Annotated in this window: 13 protein-coding genes and 1 tRNA gene; 10 read left to right on the top strand and 4 right to left on the bottom strand. The window is 76.2% G+C overall.

Annotated features, from left to right (window positions below; translation table 11 throughout):
• Nucleotides 1–2: 2 nt before the first annotated feature.
• A complete protein-coding gene (locus AC1050_RS05065) occupies nt 3–977 on the top strand; it encodes an ABC transporter permease (RefSeq protein WP_482386276.1) in 975 nt (324 codons plus the stop codon).
• Nucleotides 977–3,304, top strand: a complete 2,328-nt coding sequence (locus tag AC1050_RS05060) for an exo-beta-d-1,3/1,6-glucosidase (RefSeq protein ID WP_482386275.1) — start codon at nt 977–979, stop codon at nt 3,302–3,304. Before AC1050_RS05065 ends, AC1050_RS05060 begins: the two co-directional genes overlap by 1 nt.
• A gap of 93 nt (nt 3,305–3,397) precedes the next feature.
• Here the strand turns inward: AC1050_RS05060 and AC1050_RS05055 are convergent.
• Nucleotides 3,398–3,473 (bottom strand) — tRNA-Arg (locus tag AC1050_RS05055).
• A 144-nt stretch (nt 3,474–3,617) separates the two neighbouring features.
• Between AC1050_RS05055 and AC1050_RS05050 the strand changes: the two genes are divergently transcribed.
• From AC1050_RS05050 to AC1050_RS05020, 7 genes are all read left to right on the top strand, one after another.
• Nucleotides 3,618–5,315 carry a dynamin family protein gene (locus AC1050_RS05050; RefSeq protein ID WP_482386274.1) on the top strand — a complete coding sequence of 566 codons (1,698 nt, stop codon included), beginning with the start codon at nt 3,618–3,620 and terminating at the stop codon, nt 5,313–5,315.
• Nucleotides 5,312–6,868 (top strand): GTPase, encoded by a 1,557-nt coding sequence (locus AC1050_RS05045; RefSeq protein ID WP_482386273.1) that lies wholly within the window; start codon nt 5,312–5,314, stop codon nt 6,866–6,868. The genes AC1050_RS05050 and AC1050_RS05045 overlap by 4 nt, the downstream gene beginning before the upstream one ends.
• A 154-nt stretch (nt 6,869–7,022) precedes the next feature.
• Entirely contained in the window at nt 7,023–7,574 is a 552-nt protein-coding gene (locus AC1050_RS05040; protein ID WP_482386272.1) for a single-stranded DNA-binding protein, read from the top strand.
• 141 nt (nt 7,575–7,715) lie between these two features.
• Nucleotides 7,716–9,398, top strand: coding sequence for an energy-dependent translational throttle protein EttA (gene ettA, locus AC1050_RS05035; protein WP_482386271.1), 1,683 nt, complete (start codon nt 7,716–7,718; stop codon nt 9,396–9,398).
• Between the two features lie 343 nt (nt 9,399–9,741).
• A complete protein-coding gene (locus AC1050_RS05030) occupies nt 9,742–11,706 on the top strand; it encodes a GTPase domain-containing protein (RefSeq protein ID WP_482386270.1) in 1,965 nt (654 codons plus the stop codon).
• Nucleotides 11,703–13,310: a GTPase gene (locus tag AC1050_RS05025; protein WP_482386269.1), complete on the top strand. Its 1,608-nt coding sequence runs from the start codon at nt 11,703–11,705 to the stop codon at nt 13,308–13,310. The genes AC1050_RS05030 and AC1050_RS05025 overlap by 4 nt, the downstream gene beginning before the upstream one ends.
• A gap of 62 nt (nt 13,311–13,372) precedes the next feature.
• Nucleotides 13,373–13,894 carry an acyl-CoA thioesterase gene (locus tag AC1050_RS05020; RefSeq protein ID WP_482386268.1) on the top strand — a complete coding sequence of 174 codons (522 nt, stop codon included), beginning with the start codon at nt 13,373–13,375 and terminating at the stop codon, nt 13,892–13,894.
• 189 nt (nt 13,895–14,083) lie between these two features.
• Here the strand turns inward: AC1050_RS05020 and AC1050_RS05015 are convergent, their stop codons facing one another.
• Nucleotides 14,084–15,808 (bottom strand): SDR family oxidoreductase, encoded by a 1,725-nt coding sequence (locus tag AC1050_RS05015; RefSeq protein WP_482386267.1) that lies wholly within the window; start codon nt 15,806–15,808, stop codon nt 14,084–14,086.
• A 27-nt stretch (nt 15,809–15,835) separates the two neighbouring features.
• Here AC1050_RS05015 and AC1050_RS05010 point away from each other — a divergent pair, with 27 nt between their 5' ends.
• Nucleotides 15,836–16,510, top strand: coding sequence for an O-methyltransferase (locus AC1050_RS05010; RefSeq protein WP_482386266.1), 675 nt, complete (start codon nt 15,836–15,838; stop codon nt 16,508–16,510).
• A 7-nt stretch (nt 16,511–16,517) separates the two neighbouring features.
• On the opposite strand, the gene AC1050_RS05005 is transcribed toward AC1050_RS05010, so the two are convergent.
• Together AC1050_RS05005 and AC1050_RS05000 are read right to left on the bottom strand one after the other, a co-directional pair.
• On the bottom strand, nt 16,518–17,513 hold the full coding sequence (locus AC1050_RS05005; RefSeq protein ID WP_482386265.1) for a DNA topoisomerase IB: 996 nt from the start codon (nt 17,511–17,513) through the stop codon (nt 16,518–16,520).
• Between the two features lie 43 nt (nt 17,514–17,556).
• Nucleotides 17,557–18,456 (bottom strand): acyl-CoA thioesterase, encoded by a 900-nt coding sequence (locus AC1050_RS05000; RefSeq protein WP_482386264.1) that lies wholly within the window; start codon nt 18,454–18,456, stop codon nt 17,557–17,559.
• Between the last annotated feature and the right edge of the window lie 28 nt (nt 18,457–18,484).

Raw genomic sequence — 18,484 nt, 5'->3', positions numbered from 1 at the left:
AGATGTCGACCACGCAGCTGACTCCTCCGGGCCGTGGCGCCCGGTTCGGCGCGGCCCTCGCGATGTTCCGCAACGGCAAGTCGATCGCCGGCCTGTCGATCCTCGCGGTCTTCGTGCTCGTCGCGGTCTTCGCCGACCAGCTCGCACCGTTCTCCCCGACGCAGATCGACGCGACGGCCCGGCTGCAACCGCCGAGCAGCACGCACTGGTTCGGCACGACGCACCTCGGCGAGGACGTCCTGAGCCAGGTGGTCCACGGCACCCGCGGGGTGGTCGTCGTCGGTGCGCTCACCTCGCTGATCTCGATGGCGATCGCCATCGTCATCGGCGTCCTGGCCGGCTACCTGTCGGGGTGGCGGTCCGAGGCCCTGTCGGCGCTGGCGAACGTCTTCCTCGTCATCCCGGGCATCCCGATCCTGATCATCATCGCCTCGCGGTTCACCAACCCCCCGCTGTGGGTGGTCGCCGCGATCCTCGGGATCCTCGGGTGGGGATGGGGCGCGCGGGTGCTGCGGGCCCAGACGATGTCGCTGCGCAACCGCGACTTCGTCCAGGCCGCGCGGCTCAACGGCGAGCCGCTGCGTCGCATCATCGGGGTCGAGATGCTGCCCAACCTCACGGCTCTGATCGCGTCGTCGTTCGTCGGCTCGGTCACCGCGGCGATCCTCGGGCTGACCACGCTGTCCTACATCGGCGTCATCCCGGTCAACGCGTACAACTGGGGCACGATCTTGAACTGGGCCTCGGCCCAGGGGGCCTTCACCCAGAACCAGTGGTGGTGGTTCCTGCCGCCGGGGCTGTGCATCGCGGCGATCGGTGTCGCGCTGGCACTGCTGAACTTCGGCATCGACGAGTACATCAACCCGCGGCTGCGTTCTGCCGGAGAACTCGCCCGCGCGATGCGCCGCAAGGGCCTCGACACCACCGCCGGCGTCACCGCCGTCACCTCGAACACGACGCAAGGACCGACCACCTGATGACTGCCAGCTATCTCGACGCCAGCCTCCCCGTCGCCGACCGCGTGCAGGACCTGCTCGCCCGGATGACCGCCGAGGAGAAGGTCGGGCAGATGCTCCAGCTCGACGCCCGGGGCGACTACGCGGACGACATCCTGCGCAAGCACGTGGGCTCGATCCTGCACGCGTCGCCCGAGCGGCTGGCGCACGCCCACGACCTGACGGCCGAGACCCGGCTGCGCATCCCGCTGCTGGTCGGCGAGGACTGCATCCACGGGCACTCGTTCTTCGCCGGGTCGACGATCTTCCCGACCCAGCTCGGCATGGCGGCGTCCTGGGACGTCGACCTGGTCGAGCAGGTCGCCCGGGTCACCGCCCGCGAGGCCGCCACCACCGGCGTGCACTGGACGTTCAGCCCGGTGCTCTGCATCGCCCGCGACCTGCGCTGGGGCCGCGTGGACGAGACCTTCGGCGAGGACCCGTTCCTCATCGGCGAGCTCGCGTCCGCGATGGTCCGCGGCTACCAGGGCACCGGCCTCGACGACCCGACCGCGATCCTCGCGACCGCCAAGCACTTCGCGGGGTACTCCGAGACCCAGGGCGGGCGGGACGCCTCCGAGGCGGACATCTCGCGACGCAAGCTGCGGTCCTGGTTCCTGCCGCCGTTCGAGCGCGTCGCCCGCGAGGGCTGCGCCACCTTCATGCTCGGCTACCAGACCATGGACGGCGTGCCGATCACGGTCAACGACTGGCTGCTGAACGACGTGCTGCGCGGCGAGTGGGGCTACACCGGCACCCTGATCACCGACTGGGACAACGTCGGCCGCATGGTCTGGGAGCAGAAGGTCCAGCCCGACTACGCCCACGCCGCCGCGGCCGCGGTGCAGGCGGGCAACGACATGGTGATGACGACGCCGGGGTTCTTCGACGGCGCCCTCGAGGCGATCGAGTCCGGCCTGCTGGCCGAGGCCGAGCTGGACGCTGCCGTGAGCCGCATCCTCACGCTGAAGTTCCGGCTCGGGCTGTTCGAGGACCCGCGCCGGCCGGACGTCACGGCGCAGGCGCCGGTCGTCGGCGCCGCTGCGCACGCCGACCTCAACCTGGAGGTCGCCCGGCGCTCGGTCGTGCTGCTGCGGAACTCCGGGGTGCTGCCGCTCGCCGGCGGCTTCTCCGGCGTCCCGGGCGCCGCGGGACGGGTCGTCGACGGCGGCGGCGTGCCCGCTCCTGCGGCCGTGCACGCCGCCGGCGGCGACCCGACGCCCCGCCGGGTGGCCGTCGTCGGCCCGCTCGCCGACGACCACGAGTCGACCCTGGGCGACTGGGCCGGCAACTCGGGGCAGGCCGACTGGCTGCCCGAGGGGCACCCGCGGGACATGATCGTCACCGTGCTGGACGGCCTGCGCGCCGCCGCACCCGTCGGGTGGGCGGTCACGCACAGCCCCGGCGCCGACATCGTCGACCTGGTGCCCGACCCGGCCGGCCCGCTCTACCCCGACGGCCAGCCGCGCCCCGACATCGGCGTGCCCGTCGCCCCGGACGAGGCGATGATCGCCGAGGCCGTCGCCGCCGCCCAGGACGCGGACTACGTCGTGGCCGTCGTCGGCGACCGGATCGAGCTGGTCGGCGAGGGCCGGTCCACCGCGACCCTGGAGCTGGTCGGCGGCCAGGTCGCGCTGCTCGACGCGCTCGCGGCCACCGGGACGCCGCTGGTCGTGGTGCTGCTCGCGTCCAAGCCGCTGGTGCTGCCGGACTCCGCGCTCGGGGCCGAGGCGGTGCTGTGGGTGGCGAACCCCGGCATGCAGGGCGGCGCGGCCGTCGCCGAGGTGCTGCTGGGCCTCACGGAGCCGTCGGGCCGGCTGCCCATCTCGTTCGCCCGGCACGCCGGGCAGCAGCCGACCTACTACAACCAGATCCGCGGCCAGCACGGCGACCGGTACGCCGACCTCACCCAGCAGCCGGCGTTCGCGTTCGGGGAGGGGCTGTCCTACACGACCGTGGAGTACGCGGACCTGCGGCTCGATCGGGAGTCGGCCTCGGTCGGTGACACGGTGCGGGCCACCGTCACCCTGGCGAACACCGGGACGCGGCCGGCGCGGGAGACCGTGCAGCTGTACGTGTCGGACACGTTCACGTCGGCGTCGTGGGCCGATCAGGAGCTCAAGGGGTACCGGCAGGTGGACCTCGCGCCGGGGGCGTCCGTCGAGGTGACGCTGGACCTGGCGGTCGCGGACTGCACGATCGTCGACGCGGCGGGGGAGCGGGTCGTGGAGGCCGGGGCATTCGAGGTGCGCGTGGGGCGGTCGTCGAAGGCCGCGGACCTGCTCCGGGCGACGTTCGAGGTGGTCTGACCCCGGTTCTCGCTCGTCGAGGTAGGCGTCCCGGCCGAGGTCGAGCGGTGTCCGGCAGCACCTCGTGCCGGTCGCTCCACCTCGGCGGAGGGGTGGTGCCCCCAGCAGGACTCGAACCTGCAACCGACGGATTAGAAGGCCGTTGCTCTATCCATTGAGCTATGGAGGCGCGGCCGGCGGCGCGCGTCCGCCGGTCGGCGCACCAGCCTACGCGGCGCGGCGGACGGTCGTGCGGGGCGATCGGCGGACACCGTCGCAGGTCACACGGCGCGGGCGTTTGGCCGCGGTTGCGTTCACACGAGAGGATGACGGGGTGAACGCGCAGGCGGCAGGCTCGGCCGCGAGGGACATCCTCGACCGGCCGCTGGCCGCCACGTCCCTGCTCGACGCGATCCGGGACCTGGAGCGGGACGTGCGGGCGACCGCTTTCCCGCTGGACGTGCCCGGTGTCGAGGTCAGCCGCGCGTCCCGGACCCGGCTGGTCGACCAGCTGGCCGACCACCTCGTGCCGCGCCTGCGGCAGCTCACCGCACCGGCGATCGTGGTGGTCGCGGGCTCGACCGGCGCGGGCAAGTCGACGCTGGTGAACTCGCTGGTCGGGTCCGAGGTGAGCCTCGCCGGCGTGCTGCGGCCGACCACCCGGCGGCCGGTGCTGGTGCACCACCCCGAGGACGCCGAGCTCATGGCGGAGCACCCGGTCACGGACGCCGTGGACGTCGTGGCGTCCGACGAGGTGCCGCGCGGCATCGCCCTGATGGACGCACCCGACCTGGACTCCGTGGACGCGGGCAACCGCCGGTCCGCGCACCGGCTGCTCGAGGCCGCCGACCTGTGGCTGTTCGTCACGACCGCCGCCCGCTACGGCGACGCGCTGCCCTGGCGGGTGCTCAGCGGGGCGACGGCGCGCGGCGCGTCGGTGGCGATGGTGCTGAACCGCGTCGACCCGACGTCCCTCCCCACGGTCCGCGGTGACCTGCTGGAGCGGCTGCGCGGGCACGGGATGCAGGGCTCGCCGCTGTTCGTCGTGCCGGACCTCGGCCCGCACGAGGGGCTGCTGGAGCCCGCGACCGTCGCGCCGATCACCCGGTGGCTGACGATGCTCGCCGGTCCGGACCGCGCCCGGACCGTCGTCGCCCGAACGCTGCGCGGCTCGCTGGCGGCGCTGCGGCCGTGGGTCGACGAGCTCGCCGAGGCCGTCGACGCCCAGGCCTCCGCCGCGGCCGCGATCGCCGCGGCGCTGGACGACGCGGTGCGCGCACCCGCCGACGAGGCGCGGCGCACCGTCACCCGCGGTGGCGTGGCCCAGGGCTCGGCGCAGGCGCGCTGGGCCGAGCTGACCGCGCCCGGGGCGCCGCTGTCCGACGTGCTGCGCGGTTCCGGCCGGGTCGACCGGTCCCGCCGCACCGGCCGGGAGCGGGCGACCGCCGTGCTGCCGCTGGTGCAGGACCTCGTGTCGTCCGCCGGGTCGACGCTCGCCGCCGTCGGCGCCGCCACCGAGCGCTCGCTGCGCGACGCCCTGGTCGCCGGGCCCGCGGGCGGGGCATCGGTCGCCGAGGCCTGGTCCGCGACGGACCGCGCCGCCGACCGGCCCCGCGAGGTCGAGCGCGCCGCCCGCGAGTGGGTCGCCGGCGCCGTCGACGTCCTGAACGAGACGACCGCCGAGCCGGTCACCGCGCCCGCGGGCGCCGACCGGGCCGCCCGGCGTGCGGCCGCGAAGGCGACGAAGCGCGCGGCCGCGGCGCGGCGGGCGCTGGGCGACGAGGGCCTCGCCGCACTCGCGCTCGCCGCCGCGGCGGGCCTCGAGGCGGCCGACCGGATGCTGACCGACCTGCTCGGCGAGCGCGGCACCGCCGCGGTGACCGTGCTGCGCGAGCGGCTCGCCCAGCACGCCGCCGACCAGGCCGGGCGCGAGCGCGACGCCGTCGCGGCCGCGCTGGACCGGCCGGAGCTGGCCGCGGACGCGGCCTCCACCCTGCGGCTGCGGCTCGCCGTCATCAAGGGGCTGACATGACCGACCCGCGCGAGGCGGACCTGCCCGTCGTCGGCACGACCACGTCCGCGGACGCCGGCGCGGTCGCGGCCGAGGCCGACCCCCGCAGCGACACCGCCGTGCTGACCCGCCGCCTCACGCGGCTGGATGAGGCGCTCGCGGTCGCCGGCGACCGGGTCGACCCCGCGACCGCCGCCCGGGTGCGGGTGATCGGCGACCGCGTCCGCGCCCGGCTCGCGCTGGGCGTGGACCACACGGTCGTCGCTCTGCTCGGCGGCACCGGGTCGGGCAAGTCCAGCCTGTTCAACGCGGTCGCCGGCCTCGACTTCGCGGAGGTCGGCGTGAAGCGGCCGACGACCGCCCGGCCGGCGGCGTGCGTGTGGGGCACCGGCGGCGACGCGCTGCTCGACTGGCTGGACGTCGACCCCGACCGCCGGATCGAGCGGGAGAGCGCGCTCGACGGCGAGACCGAGGCGCCGCTGCGCGGCCTCGTGCTGCTGGACCTGCCGGACCACGACTCCATCGAGGAGGCGCACCGCGAGGCCGTCGACCGGCTGCTGCCGATGGCGGACCTGCTCGTCTGGGTCGTGGACCCGCAGAAGTACGCGGACGACTCGCTGCACTCCGGGTACCTGCGCCGGCTGGTCGGGCACGAGGGCGCGATGCTCGTGGTGCTGAACCAGGTCGACACCGTGCCGCCGGAGCAGCGCGACGCGCTGGAGACGGACGTGGGCCGCCTGCTGGCCGAGGACGGCCTGACCGGCGTCGAGGTGCGCGCCACCTCGGCCCGCACCGGCGAGGGCGTGGCGGAGATGCGTGACACCCTCGCGTCCGTCGTCGGCCGGCAGAGCCTCGCCGCGCGCCGGGCCTCGGCGGAGATCGCCGACGCGGCGCGCCTGGTCGAGGGCGAGGTGGCCGACGCGGAGCCCGCCGCCGACGTGCTCGACGTGACGCCGGTCGCGGTGACGCTCGCGCAGGCCGCCGGGCTGCCGGCCATCGCCGACGCCGTGGCCGCGGTGGTGCGCGGCAGCGAGGACCCCGTGCCGTCGTTCGTCACCGTGCAGCCGGGGTCCGTCGCGCTCGCTCGCGGGCAGTGGGCGGACACCGTGACCGCGCGGCTGCCGCGACGGTGGGCGGAGTCCGTGCGCGGTGCGCTCGCGGAGACCGAGGAGATCCGCTCGGCAGCCGACGAGGCGCTGTCCCGGGTGGCCGTCGTCGCCCGGCGATCCGCGCTCGGCGCGACGCTGTCCGTGCTGGCCTTCGTCCTCGGGGCGGGTGCGGTCGCCGCGGCCGCCATCGGCGGCGGGCAGGCGTTTGGCGCGGGCGGGGTGTCCGACGCCCTGCGTCTGGCCTGGCCGGTCGCCGCCGGGCTGGTCGTGCTGGCCGTCGTGTGCGCGGTGCTGGCCGTGCGTGCCCGCCGGTCGGCGGCGCTGCGACGGGCCGAGCGCGTGCGGCGCGACGGGCGCGAGGCGCTGGAGGGCGTGGCGCGCCGGTGCCTGGCCGAGCCCACGTCCGCCGTGCTGGCGGACCACCGGCGGGTGCGCGAGCTCGCGGCCGGCGCGCGCGAGGGCTGAGCCGGGTCGTCACGCGGCACCGCGTGGTCCACAGGCCGCGTGGCTGCGGGTCGTCCCCAGCGAGGGCCCGCGCGCTCGGGTCGTGCCGGTCGCGGCGCGGGAACGTCGTCCCACGGCCGGCCCGACCGGGTGCCGGCACGGACGAGGAGGACGCGTGGCGGTCAACGAGCTCGGCATCACCGTGATCGGCCTGGTGGGCAGCGACCCCGTCTGCTACCGCGGCGGCGAGGGGCAGGTGCCGTTCACCCGGTTCCGACTGGCGAGCACGCCGCGGGTGTACGACCGGGAGCAGGACGCGTACGTGGACGGCGGCACGAGCTGGTTCACGGTGAAGGCGTTCCGGCAGCTCGCGCTCAACGTGGCGGAGTGCGTCCGGCGCGGGGAGCCCGTCGTCGTGCACGGTCGGCTGCGGCTGGTCGACTGGGTGACGCCCGAGGGGCAGCAGCGCACGACGGGGGAGATCACGGCGGAGTCGGTCGGGTACGACATGAGCCGCGGCACGGTGCGGTTCACGCGCACCGTGCACGGCCCGCCCGCCGAGGGCGCCGAGGGCGCAGCGGGTGCCGGGGGAGCAGGTGCGGGCGCCGGGGCCGCGGGTCCGGGGACGGACGGCGGTGCCCACGACCTGCCGGTGGACGTGTCCGGCGCCCAGGTGCTCGAGGACGAGGACCCGGGGGACCGTGTCCCCGAGGCGTCGATCGCCTAGGCTGGGTGATCGCGACGTCGCCCGGCGCCGCCCGCACGCGCCCCCACCCGGGGCGCGCGGGCTGCGGCCGGCGCGGCCCCCGGCCGCCGGCGACGTACGACACCCGAGCACCCGACGAGCACCGAGGCGGACGAAGAGCCAGTGGCTGAGTTCATCTACAGCATGTACAAGGCGCGCAAGGCGCATGGCGACAAGGTCATCCTCGACGACGTCTCGCTGAACTTCCTGCCCGGCGCCAAGATCGGCGTCGTCGGACCGAACGGCGCGGGCAAGTCGACGATCCTCAAGATCATGGCCGGGCTGGACCAGCCCTCCAACGGCGAGGCGCGCCTCAGCCCCGGCTTCACGGTCGGCATCCTCCAGCAGGAGCCGCCGCTGAACGAGGAGAAGACCGTCCTCGGCAACGTGCAGGAGGGCGTCGCCGAGATCAAGGGCAAGATCGACCGGTTCAACGAGATCTCCGCGCTGATGGCGGAGCCGGACGCCGACTTCGACGCCCTGCTCGCCGAGATGGGCGTCCTGCAGGAGGCCATCGACGCCGCCGACGCCTGGGACCTCGACGCCCAGCTCGAGCAGGCGATGGACGCGCTGCGCTGCCCGCCGCCGGACGCCGACGTCACCGTGCTGTCCGGTGGTGAGCGCCGCCGCGTCGCGCTCTGCAAGCTGCTGCTGGAGAAGCCCGACCTGCTGCTGCTCGACGAGCCCACCAACCACCTGGACGCCGAGAGCGTGCTGTGGCTCGAGCAGCACCTCGCGTCGTACCCCGGCGCCGTCCTCGCCGTCACTCACGACCGGTACTTCCTCGACCACGTCGCGGAGTGGATCTGCGAGGTCGACCGCGGCCGCCTGTACCCCTACGAGGGCAACTACTCCACCTACCTGGAGAAGAAGCAGGCCCGCATGGAGGTGCAGGGCAAGAAGGACGCCAAGCTCGCCAAGCGCCTGAAGGACGAGCTCGAGTGGGTCCGGTCCAGCGCCAAGGGCCGCCAGGCGAAGTCCAAGGCCCGTCTGGCCCGCTACGAGGAGATGGCGGCCGAGGCCGACCGCACCAGGAAGCTCGACTTCGAGGAGATCCAGATCCCGCCGGGCCCGCGCCTGGGCTCGGTCGTCCTCGAGGCCCACGACCTGGAGAAGGGCTTCGACGACCGCAAGCTCATCGACGGCCTGAGCTTCACGCTGCCGCGCAACGGCATCGTCGGCGTCATCGGCCCGAACGGCGTCGGCAAGACCACGCTGTTCAAGACGATCGTCGGCATGGAGCCCCTGGACGGCGGCGAGCTCAAGGTCGGCGAGACCGTCTCCATCTCCTACGTCGACCAGTCGCGCGGCGGCATCGACCCGAAGAAGACCCTCTGGGAGGTCGTGTCCGACGGGCTCGACTTCATCAAGGTCGGCAACGTCGAGATGCCGTCCCGCGCCTACGTCGCCTCGTTCGGCTTCAAGGGCCCCGACCAGCAGAAGCCCGCGGGCGTGCTGTCCGGTGGTGAGCGCAACCGCCTGAACCTCGCGCTCACCCTCAAGCAGGGCGGCAACCTGCTGCTGCTCGACGAGCCCACCAACGACCTCGACGTCGAGACCCTCGGCTCGCTGGAGAACGCGCTGCTGGAGTTCCCCGGCTGCGCCGTCGTGGTGTCCCACGACCGGTGGTTCCTCGACCGGGTGGCGACCCACATCCTGGCCTACGAGGGCACCGAGGAGAACCCGTCCAGCTGGTACTGGTTCGAGGGCAACTTCGCCTCCTACGAGGAGAACAAGGTGGCCCGCCTCGGCGCCGACGCCGCGCGCCCGCACCGCGTGACCTACCGCAAGCTCACGCGCGACTGAGCGAGCACCCGCACCACCGCACCGGCCGCCGCCCCCACCCGGGGACGGCGGCCGGTCCGCGTCCGGGCCGGGTGCGCTTCCGGCGGCCCGCTGTCGCCCGGCGAGCGGACGCCACCCCGGCCGCGGTCCGTCCCGGGCCGGGCCCCGGCCCGCGAGGTCGTCACACGTGGGCGAGGTCGTCACACGTGCATGACGACCTCGCCCAGGTATGACGACCTCGGGCTGCCAGGGCGCCGTCCGGGGCACCGCGCGGGGGTGCCGGCACGGTGAGCCCGGCCCCGCGCTGAGCCGGTGGGTGGAGGGCGCGCGGGCGCGGTGGGTGCGCGGGCGGCAGGATGGGCGCATGGTCGACGACACCCCGACGCCGGCTCCGGCCCCGGTGACCGGCGCGGACGCCGCGCTGGTCGACGCCCTGGACCGCCTGCACGCGCGCCTGCGGGACCTCGCCCTGCCGCTCGACACCCCGGACGCCGCCGCGGCGCGGGCCGACCGGAAGGCCGCGCTCGACCAGCTGGACGACTACCTGCTGCCGCGGCTGCGGGCCGGGAGCGCGCCGCTGCTCGTCGTCGTGGGCGGGTCCACCGGCGCGGGCAAGTCGACGCTGGTGAACTCCCTGCTCGGCGAGCGGGTCACCGACCCGGGGGTGCTGCGGCCGACCACCCGCTCGCCCGTGCTGGTGCACCACCCGCTGGACGCCCGGTGGTTCGCGAGCGACCGGGTGCTGCCCGCGCTCGCCCGGGTCACCGGACCGCGGGACGGCGCGTCGGCGGCCGGCGGCGCGGGCGCGGGCGCGGGCGTCGAGGCCGTGCGCCTCGTCCCGAGCCCGGCGCTGCCCCGGGGCCTGGCGCTGCTGGACGCCCCGGACGTCGACTCCGTCGAGACCGCGAACCGGCAGCTCGCCGCGCAGCTGCTCGCCGCTGCCGACCTGTGGCTGTTCGTCACGACCGCCGCCCGGTACGCCGACGCGGTGCCGTGGGACCTGCTGGACGGCGCGGCCCGCCGGCACGCGCAGGTGGCCCTGGTCGTCGACCGCGTCGACCCCGGCGCCGAGGCCGCGGTCAGCGACCTGCGCCGGATGATGGACGCGGCCGGCCTGGAGGGTGCGCCGCTGTTCGCCGTCGAGGAGGGGCTGGCCGACGACGGCCTGCTGCCGGAGCACGCCGTCGGCGAGGTCGCCGCCTGGCTGTCGGAGCTCGCCGACGCGGACGCGCGGCAGGAGGTCGCGCTGCTGACCCGGGACGGCGTGGTGGACGACCTCGGGCGGCGTGCGCTGCTGCTCGCCACGGCCGGCGACGAGCAGGTGGTCGCGGACGCGCGGCTGCGGGACGCCGTGGCCCGCGCGTACGCGGACGCGGCGACCCAGGTCGAGATCGCCACCTCCGACGGCGCCATGCTGCGCGGCGAGGTGCTGGCGCGCTGGCAGGAGTTCGTCGGCACCGGCGAGCTGCTGCGTTCCGTGGAGCACCAGGTCGGCCGGCTGCGGGACCGGGTGGTCGGCTTCGTGCGCGGGCGGCCCGCGGCGCCCCCGGTCGAGCAGGCCATCGCGCACGGCCTCGCGGCGGTCGTCCTGGACGCCGCCGACGGGGCGGCCGAGCGCACGCACGCGGCCTGGCGGGGCGACCCCGCGGGCGCGGCGCTGCTGCCGGACCTCGACCTGTCCCGGTCGTCGGCGACCCTGCGCGCCGAGGTGGAGCAGCAGATCCGCGCGTGGCAGGCGGACGTGCTGGACCTGGTGCGCGACCAGGGCGTGCAGAAGCGGGGCACCGCGCGGGCGCTGTCGTTCGGCGTCAACGCGCTGGGTGTGAGCCTGATGGTGCTGGCGTTCGCGTCGACGGGCGGGCTGACGGGCGTCGAGGTCGGCATCGCCGGCGGCACGGCGGTCGTCGCGCAGAAGCTGCTGGAGGCCGTGTTCGGCGACGACGCCGTCCGCCGGCTGACCACGACCGCCCGCGAGCGGCTGGACACCCGGGTGCGCCAGGTGCTCGACGGCGAGGCCGCCCGGTACACGGCGCAGCTCGACGCCCTGACGGTCGCGGGAGGCGGCGGGCTGCGCACGGCCGCGCTGGCGGTGCAGGACGCCGCACGCGCGGAGCGGGCGGGCCGCGCCGCCCGTGGTGCCGGGGTGGAGCGGGCGACCGCGGACGCAGGGAGCGCCCTGGGTGCCCCGAGCCTGCGCGGTGCCGACCGCTGGCGCGCCGGCGACCGCAGCGGCACCGCGGGGGCGGTCGCCCCGGGGACCACCGACGGCCGGCCGCCGAGCCGGCCGGGCTTCTGGCGCCGCCTGCTCGGCCGCGGGGACGCCGGATGAGCCTGACGCTGCGGGACCGGGTCGAGGCGCTGGCGACGGCGCTCGACGCGGGGGAGGAGCGCCTGCCCGCGGAGGTCGTCGAGCGGGCGCGCGGCGTCGTCGCGCACGCGGGCGAGCGCGCCGCGCTGTCCGCCGAGCACACCGTCGTCGCGCTGGCCGGCGCGACCGGATCCGGCAAGTCGACGCTGTTCAACGCCCTGGTCGGCGAGGAGCTCGCGCGGACCGGCGTGCAGCGTCCGACGACGTCGGAGGGGCTGGCCGCGGTGCGGGGCGAGGGTGCGGGGCCCCTGCTGGACTGGCTCGGCGTGCGCAGCCGGCACGAGGTCGGCGCCGCCGCCGGGTCGCGTGCGGCAGGTGGGCTGGTGCTGCTGGACCTGCCCGACCACGACTCCGTGGTCACCGAGCACCGGGTGCGTTCCGAGCACCTGATGGAGCGCGTCGACCTGCTGGTCTGGGTGGTCGACCCGCAGAAGTACGCCGACGCCGCCCTGCACGAGCGGTACCTGCGGTCGCTCGCCCGGCACGCCGACGTGGTGGTGCTGGTGCTCAACCAGGCCGACCGGCTCGCCCCGGCGGAGGTCGACGCCGTGCTGGGCGACCTGCGCCGGCTCGCCGCCGAGGACGGGCTGCCGGGCGTCCGGGCGCTCGCGGTCTCGGCGCGCACCGGGGAGGGCCTGGACGCGCTGCGCGGCCTCCTGGACGAGGCCGCCGAGCGCCGCCTCGCCGCGACCCGCCGCTGGGAGGCCGACGTCGAGGTCGCCGCGCGGCGGGTGCTGGACGCGTGCGAGGGACCCGGCACCTCCCGGCGCACCGGACGGGACGGGCGCTCCGGTCGTGAGGCGGCGCTGGTGGACGCGCTCGGCGAGGCAGCCGGCGTCCCGCTGGTGGTGCGTGCCGTGCGGGCGGCGAGCGTGCGGCGGGCGACGGCGCGCGCGGGCTGGCCGCCCGTCCGCTGGTTGGCCCGGTTCCGTCCCGACCCGCTGCGCCGCCTGCACCTGGGCCGCGACGCGGCCACGGACGGGACCGAGCGGACCTCGCTGCCCGCGCCCGGCCCGGCCGCACGGGCTGCCGCGGGGGCGGCCGTCCGCCGCTACGTGGACGACGCCACGGCGGACGTCCCGGACGCCTGGGCGCTCGACGCCCGTGCGCGCGTGGGCACCGCCGACCTGGGCGACGACCTGGACCGTGCCGTCGGCGGGACCGTCCTGCTGCCCGACCGCGCGCCGGCGTGGGCCCGCGCGCTCGGCCTGCTGCAGTGGGTGCTGCTCGCCGCCGCGGTCGCGGGCGCCGTCTGGCTGGGGCTGCTGGCCGGGATGGCGTACCTGCACCTGCCCGAGCCCGAGACCCCCGTGTGGGGGCCGGTGCCCGTGCCGACCGCGCTGCTGCTCGGCGGGCTGCTGGCCGGGGTGCTGCTCGCGCTGCTCGCCGCCGTGCTGGCCCGGGCGGCGGCGGCGCGGCGCGCCCGCGCGGCCCGGGCCCGGCTGCTCGTGGCGGTCGGCGGTGTCGCGCGGCAGCGCGTGGTCGACCCGGTCGCCGGGGTGCTCGCCGACCTGGCCACCTGCCGGGAGCAGGCGCGCCGGGCGACGGGCGAGCGGGGCCGCTGACCTCGGGGCGGTGCAGGATGGCTCCCGGGCCGGGGACGCCGGCCGGGAGCGAGGGAGTGCGCATGACCAGGCTGCGGGTGCCGGTCCAGCTGCGGTGGTCCGACATGGACGCCTACGGGCACGTCAACAACGTCGAGATGCTGCGGCTGCTCGAGGAGGCGCGGATCGAGGCGTTCTGGGCGCACCCGGCCGCCGCGACGCCACCGGGCGAGGCCGTCGCCGCGCCCGCCGAGGCGCCCGCCGCCGAGCGGTGGCCCACCGCCGTCCTCGACGCCGGCCCCGGAGCGCAGACCGCGACGCTGGTCGCCCGGCAGGAGGTCGAGTACCTGCGCCCGCTCGGCTACCGGCGCACGCCCGTCGTCGTCGACATGTGGATCGGGCACCTGGGCGGCGCCAGCATCGACGTCTGCTACGAGGTGCAGGACGCCGAGCCCGGGGCTGCCGACCCGTACGCCCGCGCCGTGACCACGCTGGTCCTGGTCGACGCCGCGACGGGGTCGCCGCGCCGGATCGGCGAGGTCGAGCGCGCGGCGTGGCTGCCGTACGTCGAGGAGCCCCCGACGTTCCGCCGCCGCGGCCGCTGACGCGTCCTGGCACACGCCCACCCCGGCCCACCCCGGTCCACCCCGGCCCACCCCGGCCCGGCCCGACCCGGCCTGGCCTGGCCTGGCCTGAAGCCGACCCGACGCCCGACGCCGAGATAGGGCCCCGCCGTCGAGGTAGGTCCTCGGAGGGGCCTATCTCGACGCGAGCGTCCTATCTCGGCGAACGCGTCACGGCTGGGTCGGGACCGCTCTGCCGTCCGGGAGGTCCTTGCGCGACCGCTCGGCCGTCTCCGCCGCCCGCGCGATGTTCCGCTGCATCCCGCCGAACACGATCCCGTGGAACGGGTACACCGACCACCAGTAGAGCTGGCCGGCCAGCCCGTGCGGGTGGAAGACCGCGCGCTGCGCGAACGTGGTCGGCCGGGACCGCCACCGCTCGGACGAGACGTCGGCCGGGTCGGACCCCTCGCCGTCGGGCTCGACGCGCAGCTCCAGCCAGGCGAGGCCGGGCACGCGCATCTCGGCGCGCAGCCGCAGCAGCCGGCCGGGGTCGACCTCCTCGACCCGCCAGAAGTCCACGGCGTCGTCGACGACCACGTGCCGCGGGTCGCGCCGGCCGCGCCGCAGCCCGGGCCCGCCGACCACGCGGTCGGCCAGCCCCCGCAGCCGCCACGCGAGCGACCACGAGTACCAGCCCCGCTCGCCGCCGACCGACTCCAGCACGCGCCAGAGCGCGGCGGGGGAGGCGTCGACGACGATGCGGCGCTCGTCGACGTAGAGGGACCCGCCGGCCCAGTCGGGGTCGGACGGCAGCGGCTCGTTCGGGGCGCCGGGGATGCCGGCCGACGACCAGCGCGTGGTGACGTCGGCGTCGCGGATCCGCTCCAGCGCGAGGTGCACGGCGCGGTCGAAGCCGATCAGCCCGCCGGGCGGGTCGGGGACGTACCGGGCGATGTCGTGCTCCTCGCAGACCACCTCGTGGATCAGCGACTCGACGAGCGGCCGGGCGATCCCCGACGGGACCGGCGTGACCAGGCCGACCCAGTGGCTCGACAGCCGGGGGGTGAGCACGGGGACCTTGACGATCAGCCGCCTGGGCAGCCCGGCGGCCTTGGCGTAGCCCTGCATCATGTCGCGGTAGGTGAGGACGTCCGGGCCGCCGATGTCGAACGCGCGGCTGACCTCCGGCGGCATCGACGCGGATCCGACCAGGTAGCGCAGCACGTCGCGGACGGCGATCGGCTGGATGCGGTTCTCGAGCCACTTCGGCACGGTCATCGCCGGCAGCCGCTCGGTCAGGTACCGCATCATCTCGAAGGACGCGGACCCGGACCCGAGGATGACCGCCGCCCGCAGCACCGTCGTCGGGACGCCGGACGCCAGCAGGATCTCGCCGACCTCCTTGCGGGACGCCAGGTGCGGGGACAGGTCCTCGACGTCGGGGGACAGCCCGCCCAGGTAGACGATGCGCCCGACGCCCGCCTCGCGCGCGGCCCGGCCGAACGTGAGCGCCGTCGACCGGTCGCGCTGCTCGAAGCGGCGCCCCGTGCCCAGGGAGTGGATCAGGTAGTACGCCACGTCGGTGCCGGTCAGCGCGGCACGGATCTGGTCGGCGTCGCCCGCGTCGGCCTGCGCGACCTCGACCGCGTCGTACCAGGGCCGGCCGCGCAGGCGCTCGGGGCGGCGCGCGATCGCGCGCACGCGGTAGCCCGCGGCCAGCAGCTCCGGGACCAGGCGGCCGCCGACGTAGCCGGTGACGCCGGTGACCGCGACGAGCGGCGCGTCGGGGCGCGGCCGGCCGTCGTCGCCGACGCCCGGGACCCGGCCCTGCAGCGTGCGGGCGACGGGCTCGGGGAGCAGGTCCTCGCCGGAGGGAGCGCTCGCGGAGGGGCTGGTCACGGTGGGGTCCTGGGGCACGCTCCGCAGTCTGCGGCGCGCCGAGGCGTCCCGCATCCGCTGCCGCGGGTGGATGATCGGGGCATGGCGGGAGACGAGCGGGACTGGGCGCGGGTCGACGACTACCTGGCGGGCGAGCTGGTGCACGAGGACGCGCGGCTGGTCGCCGCGCGGGACGCGGGCCGCGCCGCCGGGCTGCCGGCCATCGAGGTGTCGCCGACGCAGGGCGCGCTGCTGGCGCTGCTGGTGCGGATCTCGGGATCGCGGCGGGTGCTGGAGTTCGGCACGCTCGCCGGGTACAGCACGCTGTGGTTCGCCGAGGCCGTGGGTCCGGAAGGCCACGTCACCACGTTCGAGATCGACCCGCGGCACGCCGCGGTGGCACGGGAGAACTTCACGCGCGCGGGCGTCGCGCACCGGGTGCGCCTGGTGGAGGGGCCGGCGGCCGACTCGGCGCAGGCGCTGGTCGACGCGGGCGAGGAGCCGTTCGACCTGGTGTTCATCGACGCCGACAAGCCGGGCAACGCGCGCTACCTCGAGCTCGCCCTCGAGCTGGCGCACCCGGGCACGGTGGTCGTCGTCGACAACGTCGTGCGCGGCGGTGCCGTGGCCGACGCGCGCTCCCGGGACGAGCGGGTCGTGGGGTCCCGCGCCGTGCTGTACGACCTGGGCAGCCACCCGCGGCTCACCGCGACCGCGCTGCAGACGGTCGGCAGCAAGGGCTGGGACGGCTTCGCCCTGGCGGTCGTCACGGCCTGAGCGCGGGTCACCCGAGCAGCGCCAGCGTCTCCTTCTCCGCGACCGCCTGCGACCGGGTCGGCCGGATGGTCGTCCCGTGCTGCCACAGCTCCACCACGCGCGGGTCGATGTAGGACGCCCGGCACACCGCGGGGGTGTTGCCGAGCTCGCCGGAGACGTCCTTGACCACCTGGCTGATCACCCGGCGCCGGGCGCGCTCCGACGGTGGTGCCGCACCCGCCGCGGCCAGGCCGCGCGCGGCGAGCACGGTCGCGTGCCACGTCCGGAAGTCCTTGGGGCTCGCGTCGTCGCCGAGCCGGCTCTTGACGTCGGCGCCGACCTCGGCGCTGGTGACGTCGTGCCAGCCGTCGTCGTCCTGCCACGCGAGCAGCTCGGGCCCGCCGCCGCGCCGCCGCAGCAGGGTGCCGACCAGCTCGGCCACCTGGGCGTCCTCCACGGTCACGTCCCGGACCTGCCCCGACTTGGCCGGGTAGTGGAACCGGACCGCGGTCGCGGCACCGTCGTCGTCGGTGAGCACCTGGACGTGCTCGCGGCGCAGCGTCGCCAGGCCGTACGAGCCGTTCCGCTGGGCGTAGCCCTCGCCGCCCGCACGGAAGTACGCCAGGTCGAGCAGCCGGAACGCCAGCGCGAGCGCCTTGGCCCGGGGGAAGCCGGGCAGCGCGAGGTCGCGGCGCACGGAGCGGCGGGCAGCCGGCAGCCGGCGCGCGACGTCGAGCACGTGGTCGTGCTTGAGGCGGTCCCGCCGGCGCCGCCACTGCTCGTGGTAGAGGTACTGGCGGCGCTGCGCGTCGTCGAGGCCGGCGGCCTGGATGTGCCCGTTGGGCCACGGGCTGATCCAGACGTCCTGCCAGGCGGGCGGGATGGCCAGGGCGAGGATCCGCTCCAGGTGCTCGGCGTCCTCGATGCGGGTCCGGCCGTCGACGTCGAGGTACCAGAAGGCGTCCCCGGCACGTCGCCGGGTCCACCCGGGGGAGTCGATCCGGACCCGTCGCAGCCTCACCACGCGGACACTGTGCCCCCGGGGCGGGGCCCTCGCCAGCGGAAGGTCAGGCCGGGACCCGGACCATCCCCTCCTGCGCGATGGTCGCGACCAGCGCGCCCGAGGTGTCGAACACGCGCGTGGTGCCCAGGCCGCGGCCGCCCTGGGCCGTCGGGCCCTCCTGGTCGAACAGGAGCCACCCGTCGACGCGCACGTCCCGGTGCCACCACATCGCGTGGTCCAGGCTGGCCACCGACAGGCCGGGCGTCAGCCAGGACAGCCCGGCACGGCGCAGCACCGGCTCGAGCATGATCTGGTCGCAGGCGAACGCCAGCACGGCGCGGTGCAGCAGCTGGTCGTCCGGCAGCGCGCCCTTGGTCCGCATCCAGACCTGCTGGTGACCCGTGGCCTCGCTCGCGGGACCGAGGTAGATCGACCCGCCGACGTGCCGGACGTCGAACGCGCTCTCGTGGGTCCAGAACCGGGCGACCGGGTGGTCCAGGTGGCCCATCCGGTCCATCGCCGACTCGACGTCCTCCGGGGCGGGCACGTCGGGCATCTCCTGGGTCAGCTCGACGCCGGGCTGCTCCTCCTGGAACGACGCGATCATCGACAGGATCGGGTCACCGTCCTGGGAGGCGTGCGTGCGCCGGGCGGAGAACGACCGGCCGTCCCGCAGCCGCTCGACGGCCAGGTCGACGGGGGTGGCGACCTCGCCCGCGCGCAGGAAGTAGCCGTGCAGCGAGTGCGGCAGCCGGCCCTCCGGGACCGTCCGGCCCGCGGCGACCAGCGCCTGGGCGATCACCTGGCCGCCGAACACCCGGCCGCCCGGCTTGGGCAGGTTGCGTGCCGTGAACGCGTCCGCCGAGCCCGTCGGGGCCAGGTCCAGGACGCCGAGCAGGGCGGCGATCGTGTCGGTCGGGGTGGTGCGGGCGGTCGTCGCGCCCGTCGGTGCAGCCTCGGTCACGCCCGCCAGCCTCTCACGGCCGCGGGAC

This window comes from Cellulomonas sp. NEAU-ZC6 (assembly GCF_056844425.1).
The sequence above is the reverse complement of the archived record's forward strand: the minus strand, read 5'-3'. Positions and strand labels throughout refer to the sequence as shown.

Coding starts and splice junctions, on each gene's coding strand:
- AC1050_RS05065 (WP_482386276.1), top strand. CDS start 3: ATGTCGACCACGCAGCTGACTCCTCCGGGCCGTGGCGCCCGGTTCGGC.
- AC1050_RS05060 (WP_482386275.1), top strand. CDS start 977: ATGACTGCCAGCTATCTCGACGCCAGCCTCCCCGTCGCCGACCGCGTG.
- AC1050_RS05045 (WP_482386273.1), top strand. CDS start 5,312: ATGACCGACCCGCGCGAGGCGGACCTGCCCGTCGTCGGCACGACCACG.
- AC1050_RS05030 (WP_482386270.1), top strand. CDS start 9,742: ATGGTCGACGACACCCCGACGCCGGCTCCGGCCCCGGTGACCGGCGCG.
- AC1050_RS05025 (WP_482386269.1), top strand. CDS start 11,703: ATGAGCCTGACGCTGCGGGACCGGGTCGAGGCGCTGGCGACGGCGCTC.
- AC1050_RS05020 (WP_482386268.1), top strand. CDS start 13,373: ATGACCAGGCTGCGGGTGCCGGTCCAGCTGCGGTGGTCCGACATGGAC.
- AC1050_RS05015 (WP_482386267.1), bottom strand. CDS start 15,808: ATGCGGGACGCCTCGGCGCGCCGCAGACTGCGGAGCGTGCCCCAGGAC.
- AC1050_RS05010 (WP_482386266.1), top strand. CDS start 15,836: ATGGCGGGAGACGAGCGGGACTGGGCGCGGGTCGACGACTACCTGGCG.